Raw genomic sequence first — 17,003 nt, forward strand, 5'->3', positions numbered from 1 at the left:
GACAGCGGCAAAACGTATATGAGAATCATTCCCAATACCAGTAGTGTTCCGCCCATGAACCCCACACTGGTCCTCGCAGACCACCGCGCCGGCCGCTGGCGGACCTTCGATCTCGGGTCGTTGCCCGGCCCCTGGTCGAGTGCCACGCTGGCCGAGCACGCGGGCGTCCTGACGCTCCCGGCGGGCGCCCCCGGGGGAGCGCGGGCGGTGTTCGCCGACGACGCCCTCGGCACGCTGGTGGTGCTCGACGGCGCAGGTCAGGCCCGCAGAGTGCCGATCGCGATCCCCGCCGAGCACCTCGCCTGCGACCCGACGGGCCGCTACGTCGTGGTCACGACCGGGCTCGGCGCCTCCTGGGAGCCGTGGAGCGACCTGGTCACGGTCGTCGACCTGGCCGACGCGAGCGGCACGACCGCGGTGCGGGTGCGGGTCCGCACCGGCGAGCCCGGCGTCGTGATCGTTCCGGATACCGGAACAGGCGAGCCCATGGTCGTGCTGCGGCACCGCGAGCCGGGCGAGGCGGAGGTGATCGCGCTGAGCGACCTGCTCGGGGCCGGCCCGCACTGCCCGGTCGTACGCGGCGAACGCCTGGAGCTGGCCGGAGACCTCGGCCACGGCGACGCCGCCGACCACCGGTCCGGCGTCGTCCACCTGTCCACCGAGGCGGGCATCGAGCGGCTGCGGGTCACCGATGGACGGCCCGAGCGTCTGGAGACCTGGCCGTGGCCGGTGCCGGGACGGGCGTACTTCCTCCGTCTCGACCCGGACGCGGGGATCGTCGCCGCCGTCCGTGGGGCCGACGCGGACGCGGCGCAGTGGCACACCTGGACGAACCACCTGGTGCGCTGGAGCCTGGACGGCTCCAGCGAGCTGACCCGGACCGGCGACGGCCTGGTGTTCCGGCCGCACGCGCTCGACGGCACGGTCGCCTGGACGATCGTGCACCCCGACGGCGACCGGTTGGCGATGCTCGCCGACGGCCGGCTCAGCGAGATCGAGCTGCCGCCGATGAGCGCCGCTCCGCGGCCCGGCGTCGCGCCCTGGGACCCGGTGGGCGACCGGTCCGCGCAGCGGCGCGCCCTCGCGCTGGTCTCGGCCGACCTGGCGGCGGTCACCCGCGGAGGCGACGGCCAGATCCATCTCGTCCGTGGCTCGGGCATCGAGTCGACCCTGGAGCTGGGATCTCCCGTCGACGAGGGAGGCCACCTGGCCGTCATCAGGGCGCCCGAGGCACAGGTCGACGGGGTCGGACGGTGACGCGCGAGAGCGTTCACGACGCGCTGCGTCGTGCCGAGCGGGTAGGACGCCCGGGGCTGCCGATGGGCCGGTTCCGGCTCTCGCGGCGCCCTGGTGACCTGCTGCCGGTCCTGGTGGACGAGGACGGCGGGGTGGTGTTCGACCCGGGCGCACGGATCCAAGCCGCGGCACCGTCGCCCGACGGGCGCCTGGTCGCGGTCGAGGTCAGCGACGACGGCTCCGAGAACGGCCGCATGCTGCTGGTGGACACGACGTCGGGAACGGTGACGGAGGTCGACGGGGTGGCCGTCAGGCACGCGCAGATGGCCTGGGACGACGAGGGCCTGGTCCTCGTCGACGCCGCGGGTCGCTGCCTGCGGGTCCGGCCCGGGGAGCCGGCCCGGACGCTGTTCGTCGGCGACGCCGGCGAGCGTCTGACACCGATCGGTGCCGGTGACGGCGTGGTCGTCGCCCGGACCGGGGCGGAGCGGACCCGGCTGGTCGGCACCGACGGCGCAGAGGTCCTCGAGCTTCCCCGGATCCGCAGCATCACCGCCGCCGGCGACACGGTGCTGGCGGTGACCGGCGAGGAGCTGGTGAGCCTCCGTCTGCCCGGTCGTGCTCCTGCACGGTGCCGGCTGGAGACCCTGCCAGGGGTGCCCGTGCACGCCCAGGCCGCTCCTGGCGGCGGACTGGTCCATCTCGTCCGAGACGGCCACTCGGTCCTGATCCGCCTCGCCGCCGATGGCGAGGTCCTCGCACCGACGGAGACCGTGGCGATCTCGGGGCAGCAGGCGGTGCGTACCGTCTCGGGCCTGGCCTGGGCACAGGACCGCGCCTGGGTGCGGATCGAGTCGCCGGCCGGGGCACCGCGGGTGATGCCGGCCGAGGAGGCCGGGCGCTCGACGAACCACGGCCCGCGGTCCCGGCTGACCACCGTGACCGCGGACGACGGCGCCGAGATCGAGCTCGTCCTGACCGGAGAGCCGGGCGGCGCGACCCTCCTCGAGGTCTACGGAGGCTTCGGCGTGGTCGACCTGCCTCGCTTCGAGCCCTCGGTCGCCGCCTGGTGCGAGCTCGGCGGGCTGCACGTGACCGCCCGGCTGCGCGGTGGCGGCGGAGCCGGCACCCCGTGGCACATCGCCGGACAGGGCGCGGGCAAGGTGCGTACGGTCGCCGACGCCGTCGCCGTCGCCCGTGAGCTGGTACGCCTCGGCCTGACCCGACCGGAGCGGCTGGTGCTCGCCGGGGGCTCGCTCGGCGGACTGGTCGCCGTCTCCGCCGCGCTCGCCGAGCCGGGCCTCGTCGCCGGGGTCGCCTGCACGGCCGCACCGCTCGACCCGCACCGCTTCACCGAGCACCCCGGCGCGCGGCACTGGACCGAGGAGTTCGGCGACCCGCGCGACGCCGCGGTGCGGGCCGCGATGGACGACTACTCGCCCTTCGCGCGCGCCGACCGGTATCCGGGCCAGGACTGGCCGCGCTTCCTGCTGACCACGTTCGCGGAGGACTCCCGGGTCGCCGCCGCACCCACCGACCGCCTCGCCGAGGTGCTGACGGCGCGCGGCGCCGAGGTCGTACGCAGCCACAGCCCGCGGATGGGCCATGGCGGCAACCACCTCGACTCCGTGCACGACTTCGCAGCCTCCGTCCTCGACTTCGCCCTCGACTCAGCTCACCAACCCACAGGAGCGTGATGACCCCCACCGATACCGCCGTGACCACGGACGAGGCACCTCCGGAAATGAGGCAACGGCCCGCCGGCCAGGTCCCCGCCGTCATCGCCCGGCGACGATGGCGCGCCCGGCTGCTGACCGTGGGCCTCGCCGCCGCGCTGGTCGTGGTCGTCGCGCTGTCCGCGTCCTCGGGCACCGTCGACCTGACCGCCCTCGACGCCGCCCGGCTGGTCACCGGTCACCTGCTGCCCGGGATGCCGTGGATGAGCGACGGCACCTACACGGTGCTCCAGGACCAGGTGGTGTGGCAGTTCCGGCTGCCCCGCGCGCTGCTGGCCGCGCTGGCCGGGGCGGCGCTGAGCCTGGCCGGAGTGTTCATCCAGGCAGTCGTACGCAACCCGCTGGCCGAGCCGGCGATCATCGGCGTCTCCTCGGGCGCGGGCGTGGGCGCGGTCTCCGTCGTGGTCCTGGGCGCGGCGGCGGTCGGTGCCTGGATCGGGACGGCGGCGTTCCTGGGCGCCGCGGTCGCGACCGCGGCGGTGTTCGCGGTGGCGTACAAGAACGGCAGCATCGCCCCGCAGCGGCTGGTGCTGACCGGGGTGGCGCTGGGCACCTTCTTCAGCGCGATCACGAGCTACCTCACGCTCACGACCGAGGCACAGAACGTGTTCAGCGTGATGTTCTTCCTGCTGGGCTCCGTCTCCGCCGCCACGATGACCGACCTGGCCGGGCCGCTGGTGGCCCTCGTGGTCGCCCTCGTGGTCTCCCTCACCACCGGGCGCGCCGTCAACGCGCTGCAGGTCGGCGACGAGACGGCCACCGCGCTGGGCGTCCGGGTCAACCGGCTGCGGGCGGTCCTGCTGCTCTCCGCCGCGCTGCTCACCGGCACCGTGGTCTCGGTCGCGGGCGGGATCGGCTTCGTCGGTCTGGTGGTCCCGCACATCGCCCGGGTGCTGGTCGGCTCCGACCACCGGCGCATCGTCCCGGTGGCGGTGCTCGGCGGCGCGCTGTTCCTGTGCGGCGCCGACCTGATCGCCCGGACGGTCTCGGCGCCCGCCGAGGTGCCGCTGGGCATCATCACCGCGCTGATCGGGGTGCCGTTCTTCCTGTGGCTGATGCGCGGCCGTGCCGCCGACGAGCAGGGGATGGCGCGATGAGGCTCGAGACGCTGGACCTCACTCTGAACCGGGGCAGCTGCGAGGTCGTCACCGCGGCCTCGGTCGTGGTCGAGCCGGGCGAGGTGCTCGGTCTGCTGGGGGCGAACGGCAGCGGCAAGTCGACGCTCCTGCGGGCCTGCTTCGGCGCCCTCCGGCCGGCCTCGGGCCACGTCCACCTCGACGGCACCGACGTGGCCACGATGAGCCGCCGCGACATCGCGCGCCGGGTCGCGGTGATGGCCCAGGAGCCGCCGGACGAGTTCGGGCTCACCGTCGCCGAGAGCGTGCTGCTGGGACGTACCCCGCACCGTGGCGTGCTCGGCCGTGACAGTGCCGCGGACTGGCTGGTCGTGGACCGGGCGATGACGCTGGCGGGCGTCTCGGCGCTCGCCGACCGGCCGGTGCACCGGCTCTCGGGCGGGGAGCGGCAGCGTACGTTGCTCGCCCGGGCGATCGCGCAGGAGGCCGAGCTCCTGCTGCTCGACGAGCCGACCAACCATCTCGACGTCTCCTACCGGTTCGAGCTGATGCACACCGTCGCGGAGCTCGGCATCACCACCGTGGTCGCCCTGCACGAGCTCGACCTCGCGCTGGCCTACTGCGACCGCGTCGCGGTGCTCGACCGCGGGCGCGTCGTCGCGCTCGGCGAGCCCGCCGACATCCTCACGCCGGACCTGGTGCGTGAGGTCTTCGGTGTCGAGGCCAGCCGGATCACCGATCCGGAGGCCGGCACCCCCCACCTGCTCCTGCGCGGGACGTCCGCGCGGGCCCGAGAGAGGAACACATGAACACCACCCCACTGCTGCGCACCGTCCCGGTCGCGGCGCTCACGCTCCTGGCCGCGACCGGATGCGGCGGCACCGGCGTCACGAACGACGCGGCGGCGGCCGGTGAGGCCGCCGAGGGCTACCCGGTGACCGTGGAGAACTGCGGACGCCAGGTCACGGTCGAGTCCGCTCCCGAGCGGATCGTCGGGCTCAGCCCGGCCCAGACCGAGCTGCTCGTCCGCCTCGGGGTCGCCGACCGGCTCGTCGGCCAGGCGCAGACGGCCATGCACGAGCTCCCCGAGGACGTGGCCGCGAAGGCGAACGACGTTCCGGAGCTGAGCACGGACTCGCCGCCGGCCCGTGAGCAGCTGCTCGACGTGCGGCCCGACGCCGTCGTCGCCCCGACCGAGTACGAGTTCACCGCCGAGCAGGGCTTCGCCACCATCGACCAGCTCACCGACGCCGGCGTCGCGACGTACGTCGCCGCCGGGGGCTGCCCCGAGCGCCGCGCCACGGGCGAGGTCACGGATCTGTTCACCGACCTGGAGGCGCTCGGCAGCATCCTCGGGGTCCCGGCCGCCGCCGACGAGCTGGTCGCCGAGACCCGCGCCGACCTCGAGGCCGTCGAGAAGGCCGTGGCGGACCGCCCGCGGCCCACCGTCGCGCAGCTCTACATCGAGGACAAGACGCTCTCCGCGATCGGCGCCGGCGTGGAGTACGACATGATCGAGCGCGCGGGCGGTGAGAACGTCTTCAGCCCGGACGAGAAGCTCTTCGAGCAGTTCTTCTCCGCGGTCGTCTCGCCGGAGGAGATCGCCGCCCGCAACCCGGACGTCATCGTCTTCGCCGTGCGCGAGCAGGCCGAGGCCGAGCGGGTCGAGACGTACCTGCGCCAGACCTTCCCCGACGTCACCGCCGTCAAGGAGGACCGCTTCGTCGCGCTACGCACCCCGGACACGTTCCCGGGCACGCTGGGCAACGTCGCCGCGGTGCGGACGATCGCGGAGGGACTGCACCCCGACGCCTTCTGAGCCGGGTGGGCGCCGGCCACCGGGCCATCCTCGGGGCGGCCCGGCGGTCGGTGTCTACTCTCCGGCGAGAAGCCGCCAGCCCTCGGCCTGCGTACGCTCGCGCCAGAAGTCGAGGTAGCGGCCGCCGTGCGCCAGCAGCTCGGCGTGGGAGCCGCGCTCGACGATCCGGCCGCCGTCGAGAACCACGATCTGGTCGGCGGCGACGACGGTCTGGAGCCGGTGGGCGATGACGATGACCGTGCGGTCGGCGGAGAGTGCGGTGAGCGCCTCCTGGACCGCGGCCTCGTTCTCGGCGTCGAGGGCGGCGGTCGCCTCGTCGAGGAGCACGACGGGGGCGTCCTTCAGCAGCGCCCGGGCGATCGAGACGCGCTGCTTCTCACCGCCCGAGAGCGTGGAGCCGGCCTCGCCGATGCGGGTCTGCCAGCCATGGGGAAGGCGCTCGACGATGTCGTCGACGCGGGCCAGCCGGGCTGCCTCCCGCAGCTCCTCCTCGGTGGCGTCGGGCCGCGACATCATCACGTTGTCGCGCAGGGTGCCCTCGAAGAGGTAGACGTCCTGGAAGACGATCGAGACGCGCCGCATCAGCGCCTCGGTCCCGAGATCGCGTACGTCGACCCCGCCCAACATCACCGAGCCCGCCGTCACGTCGTGGAACCGGGCGACCAGCCGCAGCAGGGTGCTCTTCCCGGAACCCGAGGGCCCCACCACCGCCGTCAGCGAGCGCGGCGCCGCGATGAGGGAGACGTCGTCGAGGACCCGGCTGGTGCCGTCGTAGGAGAAGGCGACCTCGCGCAGCTCGATGCCGCTGTCGGTCGGCTCGCCGGGCGTGGCCGGCTCGGGGAGCGGCCGGAGGGCGAGCACGTCGAGGACACGTCGCAACGAGCCCTCGGCGATCCGCAGCGCGCTGGAGAGCTCGCCGTAGTCGATCAGCGACTCCACGAAGCGCACGGTGAGCACGAGCAGGCCGATGGCCGTGGCCGGCGCCAGCGTGCCGCCGAGGCTGAGGTGGACGGCCAGCGCGATCACCAGGGTGAGCAGCGCCTGGATGGAGAGCAGCTGGATACCCAGGCCACCGAACCCGGTGACCAGCAGCCGTCGCGAGGCCCGCTTCTGCTCCTTCAGCGCCGTCTCGACCAGCTCGTTGCCGTGGACGGTGCGCCCGAAGACGCGCAGCGCCGGCTGGTTGAGCGCGAACTCCACCACCCGGGCCGACCCCTCCGCCATCGCGGCGTCGTAGGCCCCTTCGCCACGGCCGACGATCACGGCCAGGAGCCGGGTGGTGGCCAGCACGGCGGCGACGCCGACGAGCAGCGCGAGCGCCAGGCGCCATTCCAGGAACGCCATCGCGACGACCACGGTGACCGGGCTGACGACGGCGGCGATCAAGGGTCGCAGCAGATGCCCCGGCACCGAGGCGATGTCGGTGGCGCCCTTGGAGGCCATCCGGGAGAGCTGTCCGGTGCGGTCCTGGTCGTACCAGCCCAGCGGCAGCCGGACGGTGTGGTCGCCCAGGCGGCTCAGGGTGATGTCGAGCAGGTCGCAGGCCAGGTCGTAGCCGTCCAGGTTGCCGACCGTCAGGGCCACGTGATGGGCCACGAAGAGCCCGGCCAGCACGCCGAGCCAGGTGGTCGCGGCGTCCCAGTCCTGGCGCAGCGCGGCGTCCAGGACGGGCACGACACAGGCGAAGGCCAGGCCCTGGAGTACGCCGGTGGCCACGAACATCGCGACCACCCGGGCGAGCTGGCGCCGGTGCGGGCGGTCCACGAGAGCGGCGAGCAGACGGACGATGGTGATCATGCGGACTCCTCCTCGGCCCAGCCGTCGGCCGGGTGGGCGCGCTGGTCCGCGGCCCAGAGCCGGGCGTAGCGCCCGCCCCGGGCGAGGAGCTCGTCGTGGGTGCCGAGCTCCGCGATCCGGCCCTCGTCGAGGACGACGATCTGGTCGGCCGCGGTGACCGTGGAGAGACGGTGGGCGATCACCAGCAGCGTACGTCCGGCGACGAGGCGGGACAGCGCCCGCTGGACGAGCGCCTCCGACTCGGGGTCCGCGGCCGCGGTGGCCTCGTCGAGCACCAGGATCGGGGTGTCGGAGAGGAGCGCTCGGGCGATCGCGACCCGCTGCCGCTCGCCGCCGGAGAGCTGGCCGTCCTCACCGACCACCGAGTCGTAGCCTCGCGGGAGCTCGTCGATGCGGCCGGCGATCTGCGCCGCCTCGGCCGCGCGCCGAACCTCCGAATCGGGCGCCTCCGGGTGGGCGAGCCGGATGTTGTCCCGGATCGAGGTACGCAGCAGCCCGGTGTCCTGGAAGACGAAGGAGACCTGCTCGTAGAGCTGAGCGCTCGTCATCTCCCGCAGGTCGATCCCGGCGATGGTGATCCGGCCCGTGGTGGGGTCGGCGAAGCGGGGCAGCAGCTTGGCCAGCGTCGACTTGCCCGAGCCGGAGTGACCCACGAGCGCGGTCACCGTGCCCGGCTCGAGGACGAGGTCGATGTCGTGGAGGACGGGCGGGGCACCGGGGGAGTAGGCGAAGGAGACGTCCTGGATCTCGACGCGGGCCGAGGCCGGGGCCGGCGCCGGCGCGCCCGGCTCGGGGAGCTCCGGCTCGGCCAGCAGCCGCTGGATCCGCCGGGCCGCCTCGGTCGCCTCGCGCAGCTCACGGGCGGCGTAGCCGGCGACGGTGACCGGCGCGGTCATCGCCAGCCCGAGGACGAGGAAAGGCACCAGGTCGGGCCCGGTGATCCACGAAGCCCGAAGCATCCAGACGCCGCCTCCGAGCACGAGGACCAGGGTCAGTGCTGGCGTCAGCGCGAGCTCCATGAGCAGCATCCCGAAAGCCGAGTGACGCATCCAGGCCCGGTTGAACCCGCCGAAGCGGGTCGCGACCTCGGCCAGCCGCCGGTGGGCCTGCCCGGTGGCGCCGAACGTCTTGATCTCGGCGATCCCGCCGGTGTTCTCGACCGTGGCCGCGGCCAGCTCGGCCAGGCCGGCGTCGTAGTCGCGGTAGAGGGCGCCCGCGCCCCGCATCGAGATCCGGAACCCGATCAGCCCGAGCGCGAGCGGCACCAGGGTCACCAGCGCGAGCGGCGGCGAGACCACGAAGAGATAGACGGCGACGACCGTGGGGAGCGTGATCGCCGCGGTCAGCTCCATGACCGAGTGGGCGACCAGATGGTGCAGCGCCGCGACGTCGTCCTGCACCGCCTTCTTCACCGTGCCGGAGTTGCGCTCGGTGAACCAGGCCAGCGGCACCCGGCCCAGGCGGGCGACCAGCAGCCGTCGCAGGTGGATGGAGAGGTCGAGGTCGGCGACGTGGGAGAGCCACGAGGAGCCGAGCACCGTCGCCAGGCGCACCAGCAGCGCCGCCACGCTGACCCAGACCACGACCCAGGCGCGGGCCCCGTCGACGGGCGACCCGGAAGCCCCGGGCAGCAGGATCCGGGCGAGCTCGACGATCCCGATCAGCGGTACCAGCCCGGCGACGGTCGAGACGACCATCAGCAGCAGGCTGGCGACCAGCCTTCCCCGGACAGGTCGAAGCGTCTGGAGGAGGGGGGAAGCGGGCAAATCAGGGGTCCTGCCGAGATCGAGGGTCTGCTGCGTACGAGAGCCGCGGCGTCAGCCGCCGTGACCGGTGGGGGCGAGAAGACGCTCGAGCTCGTCCTCCTTCTCGGTGGGCACGACGAAGAGGAGCTCGTCGCCCTGCTCGAGAGGCTGCTCGGGAGTGGGTACGTAGACCTGGCCGTCACGCAGCAGCGTGACCAGCGCGCAGTTCTCCGGGAACGGCACCAGACCGGTGGGCTGGCCGACGTAGGGCGAGTCGGCGGGCAGGGTGATCTCGACCAGGTTGGCCTGGCCCTGCCGGAAGGTGAACAGGCGCACCAGGTCACCGACGGTGACGGCCTCCTCGACCAGCGCGGACATGATCCGCGGGGTGGAGACGTTGACGTCGACGCCCCAGGCCTCGGTGAAGAGCCACTCGTTGTTGGGGTGGTTGACCCGGCCGACGGTGCGTGGCACCCCGAACTCGGTCTTGGCCAGCAGCGAGCAGACCAGGTTGGCCTTGTCGTCACCGGTCGCGGCGATGACCACGTCGCAGTTGTCGAGCCTGGCCTCCTCGAGCGAGGAGAGCTCGCAGGCGTCGGCGAGCAGCCACTCCGCGTCGGCCACCCGCTCGGGCTTGATCGAGCCCGGGTTCTTGTCGATGAGGAGCACCTCGTGGCCGTTGGTGATCAGCTCACGGGCGATGGACCGGCCGACGGCTCCGGCTCCGGCGATAGCGACGCGCATCAGTCTTCCTCGGGGCCGTTCTTGATCGTCTTGTACGCCTGCGCGGTGTGCTCCTCGCGCATCACGATGTGCAGCACGTCGCCCTCCTGGATCACGCTCTCGCGGACCGGGAGGATGCCTTCGCCGAGCCGGTCGATCCAGGCGATGCGGCTGCCGGACTGGCGCTGGAACTTGATGGTCCGCTCACCGACCCAGGAGTCGGGCATGATGACCTGGTCGATGCGGATGTTGCCCGACATGTCGCGGAAGTCGGGCTCGGCGCCGGCCGGGAGCAGCCGGCGAAGGACCTGGTCGGCGGTCCACTTCACCGTCGCCACGGTGCTGATCCCGAGGCGCTGGTAGACCTCGGCACGGCCCGGGTCGTAGATGCGGGCCACGACCTGCTGGATGCCGAACTCCTCGCGTGCCACCCGGGCGGAGATGATGTTGGAGTTGTCACCGCTGGAGACCGCGGCGAACGCCTCGGCCCGCTTGATGCCGGCCTTGAGCAGGACCTCCCGGTCGAAGCCCATCCCGGCGACCTTGTCGCCGTTGAACCCCGGCCCGAGCCGCCGGAACGCGTCCGAGTTCTGGTCGATGACCGACACCGTGTGGTTGCGGTCCTCGAGGCTCCTGGCCAGGGTCGAGCCGACGCGGCCACAGCCCATGATCACTACATGCACTCCGCCACCGTATAGCCTCACCACCTGTGGGTGTAGGCGACGTCTCCAAGAGGATCCTGATCGGCCGCAAGCTCCGCAGCTCGCAGCTGGGGGAGACTCTGCTTCCGAAGCGGATCGCGCTCCCCGTTTTCGCGAGCGACGCGCTCTCGTCGGTCGCCTACGCCCCCGACGAGGTCTTCATCATGCTCGCGGTTGCGGGTGCCTCGGCGTACGCCTGGTCCTGGAAGATCGGCCTCGCGGTCGCGCTGGTGATGCTGACCGTGGTCGCCTCCTACCGGCAGACCGTGCACGCCTACCCCAGCGGCGGCGGCGACTACGAGGTCGCGACCGTCAACCTCGGCCGCCGGGCCGGCGTGACCGTGGCCAGCGCCCTGCTGGTCGACTACGTGCTGACGGTCGCGGTGTCGATCTCCAACGCCGCCCAGTACGCCGCCAGCGCGATCCCCAGCCTGATCGGACACGAGGTGCTGGTCGCCTCGATCGCGGTCGTGCTGCTGACCGCGATGAACCTGCGCGGCGTACGCGAGTCCGGCACGTTCTTCGCCATCCCGACCTACCTGTTCATGGTCGCGATCATCGGCATGGGCCTCTACGGCCTGATGCTGCTGGTGACCGGCAACCTGCCGCAGGCAGAGAGCGCCGACCTCGTGATCCAGCCCGAGGCGGGCTGGGAGGGCACGCTCAACCAGGTCGCCCTGATCTTCCTGCTCGCCCGGGCGTTCTCATCAGGGTGTGCGGCGCTGACCGGTGTCGAGGCGATCTCCAACGGCGTACCCGCCTTCCAGCGGCCGAAGAGCAAGAACGCCGCCACCACGCTGCTGATGCTCGCGCTGATCGCGGTCACGATGATGATGAGCATCATCGTGCTCGCCAAGCAGATGAGCATCCGCTACGTCGACCCGCACAAGCTCGACCAGCTCCGCACCGCCGCGGGCAACGCGGTCCCGGAGGGCTACGAGCAGCACCCGGTGATCTCCCAGATCGCCGCCGGCGTCTTCAACGACTTCCCGCCGGGCTTCTACTTCGTCATCACCGTCACCGGCATCATCCTGGTCCTGGCGGCCAACACCGCGTTCAACGGCTTCCCGGTGCTCGGCTCGATCCTGGCCAAGGACGGCTACGCGCCGCGATCCCTGGGGGCGCGTGGCGACCGGCTCGCCTACAGCAATGGCATCGTCTTCCTGGCCGTGCTGGCGATCGCGCTGATCGTCGTCTTCGAGGCGCAGACGACCAAGCTGATCCAGCTCTACATCGTCGGCGTCTTCGTCTCCTTCAACCTGAGCCAGCTGGGCATGATCCGGCACTGGACCCGCCACCTGGCCACCGAGCGCGACCCGATCGAGCGGCGCCGGATGCAGCGTTCGAGGGCGATCAACACCTTCGGTCTCGGGATGACCTCGGTCGTGCTGGTGATCGTGCTGATCACCAAGTTCGTCGCCGGTGCCTGGATCACGATCCTGGCGATGGGCTTCTTCTTCGTGGTCATGCTGGGCATCAGGCGCCACTACGACAACGTCGCCCGCGAGCTGGCCGCCGATGAGCAGGACAAGGTCATGCCGACCCGCGTCCACGCGATCGTCCTGGTCTCCAAGCTCCACAAGCCGACCCTGCGGGCGCTGGCCTTCGCCCAGGCGAGCCGCCCCAACGTGCTCGAGGCCGTGACGGTCTCGACCACCGACTCCGACACCGCCGAGCTGCTCAAGCAGTGGGACGAGCGCAACCTGCCGATGCCGCTGAAGGTGCTCCACTCTCCCTACCGCGAGCTCATCCGCCCGGTCGTGGAGTACGCCTCGGCGATCCGTGACGCCAACCCGCGTGGCGTCGTGGCCGTCTACATCCCCGAGTACGTCGTCGGCCGCTGGTGGGAGCAGTTCCTGCACAACCAGACCGCGCTGCGGCTCAAGGGCCGGCTGCTGTTCACCCCGGGTGTCATGGTCATCTCGGTGCCCTACCAGCTCGCCTCCGGCAAGGAGCGCGCCGAGGAGATGCGCGAGGAATACTGGCTGGCTCCGGGTCTGCGTCGCGGAAGCGGCCGGCGATGAGCCGTTCCCAGGCCCGCCGCGGTAGGCGGCCCCGCCCCAAGGCGTCGAAGGGAGAGTCGTACGTCGGCCGGCGGTTCGAGGTCGAGGTCGGCCCGGTCGCCCACGGCGGTCACTTCGTCGCCCGGGTGCCGGTCGACGACACCTCCCGGGTGGTCTTCGTACGCCACGCCCTGCCCGGCGAGCAGGTGGTCGTCGAGATCACCGAGGGAACCGCCGGTGACCGGTTCTGGCGCGGCGACGCGGTCTCGGTGGTCTCGGCCGCCGCGGAACGAGTCGTTCCGCCCTGTCCGTACGCCGGCCCCGGGCTGTGCGGCGGGTGCGACTTCCAGCACGTCTCCCTGCCCGCCCAGCGTGACCTGAAGGCAACCGTGCTGCGCGAGCAGCTGGTCCGGCTGGGCGGCCTCTCCGCCTCGGACCCCCTGGTCACCGGCCTCGTCGTCGAGGCCGTGCCCGGTGACGAGGACGGGCTGCGGTGGCGCACCCGCCAGCGCTACGCCACCGCCCCGGGCGGCGGCCGCGGGATGCGGCGCTACCGCTCCCATGACGTGATCCCGGTCGACGACTGCCTGATCGCCGCCGACGACGCCCGCGAGGCGGCTCCCGGAACGGTCGTGGAGACGGTCGAGGTCGGAGGGGTGAAGCACTCCTTCGAGGTCGCCGCCGACGGCTTCTGGCAGGTCCACCCGGGCGCGCCGACGGCCTTGGTCTCGGCCGTGCTGTCCGCGCTGTCACCGGCCCCCGGGGCGAGCGTGCTGGACCTCTACGCCGGCGTCGGGCTCTTCTCCGCCTTCCTCGCCGACGAGGTCGGTCCGTCCGGCCGGGTCGTCGCCGTCGAGGGCGACCAGACCGCCTCCGCGCTCTCGGTCGGCAACGTACCCGCAGCCGAGGTCAGCGCGGGTGACGTCGCCACCGTGCTGGCCGGCCTCGAGGAGGGTCCCTTCGACCTCGTCGTTCTCGACCCACCCCGCGAGGGCGCGCGCCGGGCTGTCGTCGAGGCCGTCGTCGCGCGCTCGCCGCAGAAGGTCGCCTACGTCGCCTGCGACCCCGCCGCGCTGGCCCGCGACGTCGCCATCTTCGCCGAGCACGGCTACCGGCTGCGTACGCTGCGAGCCTTCGACCTCTTCCCCATGACCCACCACGTCGAGGCCGTCGCGCTCCTGGAGAGGACCGGCTCCGACCAGCAGGAGCGTCCGTAGTCCGGCTACGACTTCTCGGCGACCTCCTGTCGCCGGAGCCATTCGAGAATCAGCCGTGAGGTCTCCTCGGGCAGCTCCTGCTGGATCCAGTGGCCGCAGTCCAGCTCGACGACCTCGACGCGCGGGACGAACGCCTCGAGGTTCGGCGCCCTCATGACCGTGTCACGCGCGCCGTAGATCATCAGCGCCCGCTGGCGGACGATCGGGTCGACGTCCGCCATCAGCTCCCAGTTGCGATCCAGGTTGCGGTACCAGTTCACGCTCGGGGTGAAGCCCGATCCCCGGAACGCGTCGACGAACACCGCCAGCTCGTCGTCGCTCATCACGGGCTCCCCGCGTGGCGTCTCGGCGTGGGCGAGGTTGATGAGCGGCATGCCGGGCTCCGGCTCGGCCGTGGGCTCGTCCTTGCGGTACAGGTTGCGCAGGAACTGTCGGGCGTTCGCGTCGAACACGGCGTCGGCCACCCCGGGGTGGCGGTTGAAGTGGACGAAGTACGAGTCGCTGCCGACGATCGACTCGATGAATGCCAGCGGCGGCACGTCGCCGCGTTCCATGTAGGGCACGCTGAGCGCGATCACCTCGTTCACCCGGGTGGGATGCAGCACGGCAGCGCTCCACACCACATTTGCGCCCCAGTCGTGGCCCACGAACGTGGCGTCCTCGTAGCCGAAGTGATCCAGGAGCCCGACGAGGTCACCGCACAGGTGCACGATGTCGTACGCGGAGACCTCGGCCGGGCGGGACGAGTGGCCGTAGCCGCGCTGGTTGGGAGCGATGACGTGGTAGCCGGCGGCGGCGAGCGCCTCCATCTGGTGGCGCCACGAGAAGGCCAGCTCGGGCCAGCCCTGGCACAGGACGATGGGATTGCCGGTGTTCTGCCGTCCCGTCTCGAAGACTTCGAGCTCGATGCCGTTGATGGCGATCATGCTCGGCACGGGAAAGTCGATGGGGTCTGACACTGCGCTGTCCTTTCAGCGAGATGCCGATACCGCCTGTGTGGCGATCGGTCGAAGTGACCGTAGAAGGCATCGCGGACAGGTTCTGTCCTCGATGCCGGGCAGACTGGGAACATGTCGGCTGATCCCACCGGGCGCGCGCTGGCCCTGCTCTCCCTGCTCCAGAGCCACCGGTTCTGGGGCAGCGCGGAGCTCGCCGCGCGCCTCGACGTGACCGAGCGGACGGTGCGCCGCGACGTGGAGCGACTCCGGCAGCTCGGCTATCCCGTCGCCGCGACCCCGGGCAGGTACGGCGGCTACCGCCTGGAGTCAGGAGCGCACATGCCGCCGCTCCTGGTCGACGACGGCGAGGCGGTCGCGCTCGCGGTGGGGCTCCGCTACGCGGCGGTGGCCGCCATCGACGGCATGGAGGAGACGTCGCTGCGCGCCCTCACCAAGATCGAGAGCCTGCTGCCGCATCGACTGCGCAGGCGGGTGGCGGCGCTGCACGCCAGCGTCACGCCCGTCCCCTCGCCCACCGACCAGGACGTGGTCGAGCCGGAGTCCCTCAGCGTGCTCGCGGCGGCGTGCCGCGACCACGAGCTCGTACGCTTCGACTACCGCGCCGGCGAGGGCAGCGACACCCGGCGTCTGGTCGAGCGGCACCGGCTCGCCACGGCCGGCCGCCGCTGGTACCTCGTTGCCTGGGACCGGGGCCGCGACGACTGGCGCACGTTCCGGCTCGACCGGTTGGCGTGCCCAACGGCGACCGGGGGCCGTTTCCCGCCCCGCGAGATCCCCGGTGGTGATGCGGCAGCGTACGTCGCCCGTGCGATCGGCTCGATCCCCCGTGAGCGGGTCGCGACCCTCGCCCTGAGCGCGGGGCTCGACGACCTCGCCGACGTGCTCCAGTGGGTCGACCACAGCGTGGTCGAGGCCGCGGCCGGGGCCACGGTGATCCAGATCCGTGCCGAGGACATCGGGCGGCTGGCGATGACGGTCGCCCGCATCGCTCTCACCACGTCCGTGCGCGTGATCGAACCCGACGGCCTCGCCCACACCGTCGAGCGCCTCGGCACCCACCTCATGCACCAGCACGGGCCGTGACCGCGACGACGACATCGGAGCACGGCCGGCCGGGCCGGATATCGGTTGCGCGTCGTCGGTATCGGCGTTGAGATGTTGTCGTGAGCGATGATCTGTGGGGCACCGACCGGCTCGATCTGACGGCGTATCTGGACCGGATCGGGGTGGCCGAGCCGCCCGGCCCGTCCCGCGAGGCGCTCGAAGAGGTCTACGACGCCCACCTGCGCACCTTCACCTTCGACAACATCGACGTGCTGCTCGAGCAGCATCCCGGCGTCGACCTGCCCGACGTGCAGGCGAAGTTCGCCGGCCGGGGGAGAGGCGGCTACTGCTTCGAGCACGGCACGGTTCTCGCTGCGGTGCTGGACCGGCTCGGCTTCGCCGTCGACCGGCGCCTCGCGCGGGTCGGTGACGACCCGACCGCGGCGGGACGTACGCATCTGGTGGTCGTGGTCGACCTGGACGGCGAGAGGCTGCTGCTCGATCCCGGATTCGGGCTGAGCGTGTGGCGGCCGATCCCGCTGGTCGACGGGGCGGTCGACGAGGTGCGCGGCATCGCCCACCGGGTGCGGCGGGGCGAGCACGGCTGGGCGCTGGAGCGGGCCAAGGACGACGGGTGGGAGCTGATGCACACCCACGACGAGGCGCTGGTCGTGCCCAGCGACGTCGCGCTCGGCCACCACTACACCAGCACCCACCCGACGGTGCACTTCCGCCATCGGTTGATCACGACGAAGCTCCTCGCGGACCGACACCTCAGCCTCACCCACAACACCGTCACCATCCGGCGCGAGGGCGAGGAGACCGAGCATCGCGAGATCGGGCTCGACGAGGTGATGGGCTATCTCGAGGAGGCCGAAGTGCCGCTCACCGACGAGGAGCGTGGGCGCCTGCGAGAGCGGCTGGCGACCCTCGCCTGAGGCTGAGCG

General features: G+C 72.2%; 14 protein-coding genes. 9 read left to right on the forward strand and 5 right to left on the reverse strand.

Annotation, left to right across the window (positions count from 1 at the left end; translation table 11 throughout):
* Positions 1-54: 54 nt before the first annotated feature.
* Genes OG984_RS04590 through OG984_RS04610 form a run of 5 tightly spaced genes read left to right on the forward strand, consistent with a single transcriptional unit; the run spans position 55 to position 5,867 of the window.
* A complete protein-coding gene (locus tag OG984_RS04590; RefSeq protein WP_328530459.1) occupies positions 55-1,257 on the forward strand; it encodes a hypothetical protein in 1,203 nt (400 codons plus the stop codon).
* Entirely contained in the window at positions 1,254-2,933 is a 1,680-nt protein-coding gene (locus tag OG984_RS04595) for a prolyl oligopeptidase family serine peptidase (protein WP_328530460.1), read from the forward strand. The genes OG984_RS04590 and OG984_RS04595 overlap by 4 nt, the downstream gene beginning before the upstream one ends.
* The gene (locus OG984_RS04600) at positions 2,933-4,069 is read left to right on the forward strand and encodes a FecCD family ABC transporter permease (RefSeq protein ID WP_328530461.1); all 1,137 of its coding nucleotides are present in this window, start codon (positions 2,933-2,935) and stop codon (positions 4,067-4,069) included. The genes OG984_RS04595 and OG984_RS04600 overlap by 1 nt, the downstream gene beginning before the upstream one ends.
* Positions 4,066-4,857, forward strand: a complete 792-nt coding sequence (locus OG984_RS04605) for an ABC transporter ATP-binding protein (protein WP_328530462.1) — start codon at positions 4,066-4,068, stop codon at positions 4,855-4,857. Before OG984_RS04600 ends, OG984_RS04605 begins: the two co-directional genes overlap by 4 nt.
* A complete protein-coding gene (locus OG984_RS04610; RefSeq protein WP_328530463.1) occupies positions 4,854-5,867 on the forward strand; it encodes an ABC transporter substrate-binding protein in 1,014 nt (337 codons plus the stop codon). The genes OG984_RS04605 and OG984_RS04610 overlap by 4 nt, the downstream gene beginning before the upstream one ends.
* Positions 5,868-5,921: 54 nt before the next feature.
* Here OG984_RS04610 and OG984_RS04615 read toward each other — a convergent pair whose 3' ends face one another.
* Genes OG984_RS04615 through OG984_RS04630 form a run of 4 tightly spaced genes read right to left on the reverse strand, consistent with a single transcriptional unit; the run spans position 5,922 to position 10,815 of the window.
* Positions 5,922-7,664, reverse strand: coding sequence for an ABC transporter ATP-binding protein (locus OG984_RS04615; protein WP_328530464.1), 1,743 nt, complete (start codon positions 7,662-7,664; stop codon positions 5,922-5,924).
* On the reverse strand, positions 7,661-9,430 hold the full coding sequence (locus OG984_RS04620) for an ABC transporter ATP-binding protein (protein ID WP_328530465.1): 1,770 nt from the start codon (positions 9,428-9,430) through the stop codon (positions 7,661-7,663). The genes OG984_RS04615 and OG984_RS04620 overlap by 4 nt, the downstream gene beginning before the upstream one ends.
* A gap of 51 nt (positions 9,431-9,481) precedes the next feature.
* A complete protein-coding gene (locus OG984_RS04625) occupies positions 9,482-10,153 on the reverse strand; it encodes a potassium channel family protein (RefSeq protein WP_141793235.1) in 672 nt (223 codons plus the stop codon).
* Positions 10,153-10,815: a potassium channel family protein gene (locus tag OG984_RS04630; RefSeq protein WP_328530466.1), complete on the reverse strand. Its 663-nt coding sequence runs from the start codon at positions 10,813-10,815 to the stop codon at positions 10,153-10,155. The genes OG984_RS04625 and OG984_RS04630 overlap by 1 nt, the downstream gene beginning before the upstream one ends.
* A 26-nt stretch (positions 10,816-10,841) precedes the next feature.
* On the opposite strand from OG984_RS04630, the gene OG984_RS04635 reads away from it, so the two are divergent.
* Both OG984_RS04635 and OG984_RS04640 read left to right on the forward strand, forming a co-directional pair.
* Positions 10,842-12,857, forward strand: a complete 2,016-nt coding sequence (locus OG984_RS04635) for an APC family permease (protein WP_328530467.1) — start codon at positions 10,842-10,844, stop codon at positions 12,855-12,857.
* Positions 12,854-14,053, forward strand: coding sequence for a class I SAM-dependent RNA methyltransferase (locus OG984_RS04640; protein WP_328530468.1), 1,200 nt, complete (start codon positions 12,854-12,856; stop codon positions 14,051-14,053). Before OG984_RS04635 ends, OG984_RS04640 begins: the two co-directional genes overlap by 4 nt.
* A gap of 5 nt (positions 14,054-14,058) precedes the next feature.
* Here the strand turns inward: OG984_RS04640 and OG984_RS04645 are convergent, their stop codons facing one another.
* Positions 14,059-15,012 (reverse strand): alpha/beta fold hydrolase, encoded by a 954-nt coding sequence (locus OG984_RS04645; RefSeq protein ID WP_328530469.1) that lies wholly within the window; start codon positions 15,010-15,012, stop codon positions 14,059-14,061.
* Between the two features lie 111 nt (positions 15,013-15,123).
* Between OG984_RS04645 and OG984_RS04650 the strand changes: the two genes are divergently transcribed.
* Positions 15,124-16,095 carry a helix-turn-helix transcriptional regulator gene (locus tag OG984_RS04650; RefSeq protein ID WP_328530470.1) on the forward strand — a complete coding sequence of 324 codons (972 nt, stop codon included), beginning with the start codon at positions 15,124-15,126 and terminating at the stop codon, positions 16,093-16,095.
* A gap of 80 nt (positions 16,096-16,175) precedes the next feature.
* Complete coding sequence (locus OG984_RS04655; RefSeq protein WP_328530471.1) at positions 16,176-16,994, forward strand: arylamine N-acetyltransferase family protein; 819 nt, start codon at positions 16,176-16,178, stop codon at positions 16,992-16,994.
* Positions 16,995-17,003: the final 9 nt, after the last annotated feature.

The sequence above is a fragment of the Nocardioides sp. NBC_00368 genome (genome assembly GCF_036090055.1).
Taxonomy (GTDB): domain Bacteria; phylum Actinomycetota; class Actinomycetes; order Propionibacteriales; family Nocardioidaceae; genus Nocardioides.

What these genes read in the sequence shown, in the direction of transcription:
- OG984_RS04590 (WP_328530459.1), top strand. Translation starts at nt 55, where the DNA reads ATGAACCCCACACTGGTCCTCGCAGACCACCGCGCCGGCCGCTGGCGG.
- OG984_RS04600 (WP_328530461.1), top strand. Translation starts at nt 2,933, where the DNA reads ATGACCCCCACCGATACCGCCGTGACCACGGACGAGGCACCTCCGGAA.
- OG984_RS04605 (WP_328530462.1), top strand. Translation starts at nt 4,066, where the DNA reads ATGAGGCTCGAGACGCTGGACCTCACTCTGAACCGGGGCAGCTGCGAG.
- OG984_RS04610 (WP_328530463.1), top strand. Translation starts at nt 4,854, where the DNA reads ATGAACACCACCCCACTGCTGCGCACCGTCCCGGTCGCGGCGCTCACG.
- OG984_RS04615 (WP_328530464.1), bottom strand. Translation starts at nt 7,664, where the DNA reads ATGATCACCATCGTCCGTCTGCTCGCCGCTCTCGTGGACCGCCCGCAC.
- OG984_RS04625 (WP_141793235.1), bottom strand. Translation starts at nt 10,153, where the DNA reads ATGCGCGTCGCTATCGCCGGAGCCGGAGCCGTCGGCCGGTCCATCGCC.
- OG984_RS04640 (WP_328530468.1), top strand. Translation starts at nt 12,854, where the DNA reads ATGAGCCGTTCCCAGGCCCGCCGCGGTAGGCGGCCCCGCCCCAAGGCG.
- OG984_RS04650 (WP_328530470.1), top strand. Translation starts at nt 15,124, where the DNA reads ATGTCGGCTGATCCCACCGGGCGCGCGCTGGCCCTGCTCTCCCTGCTC.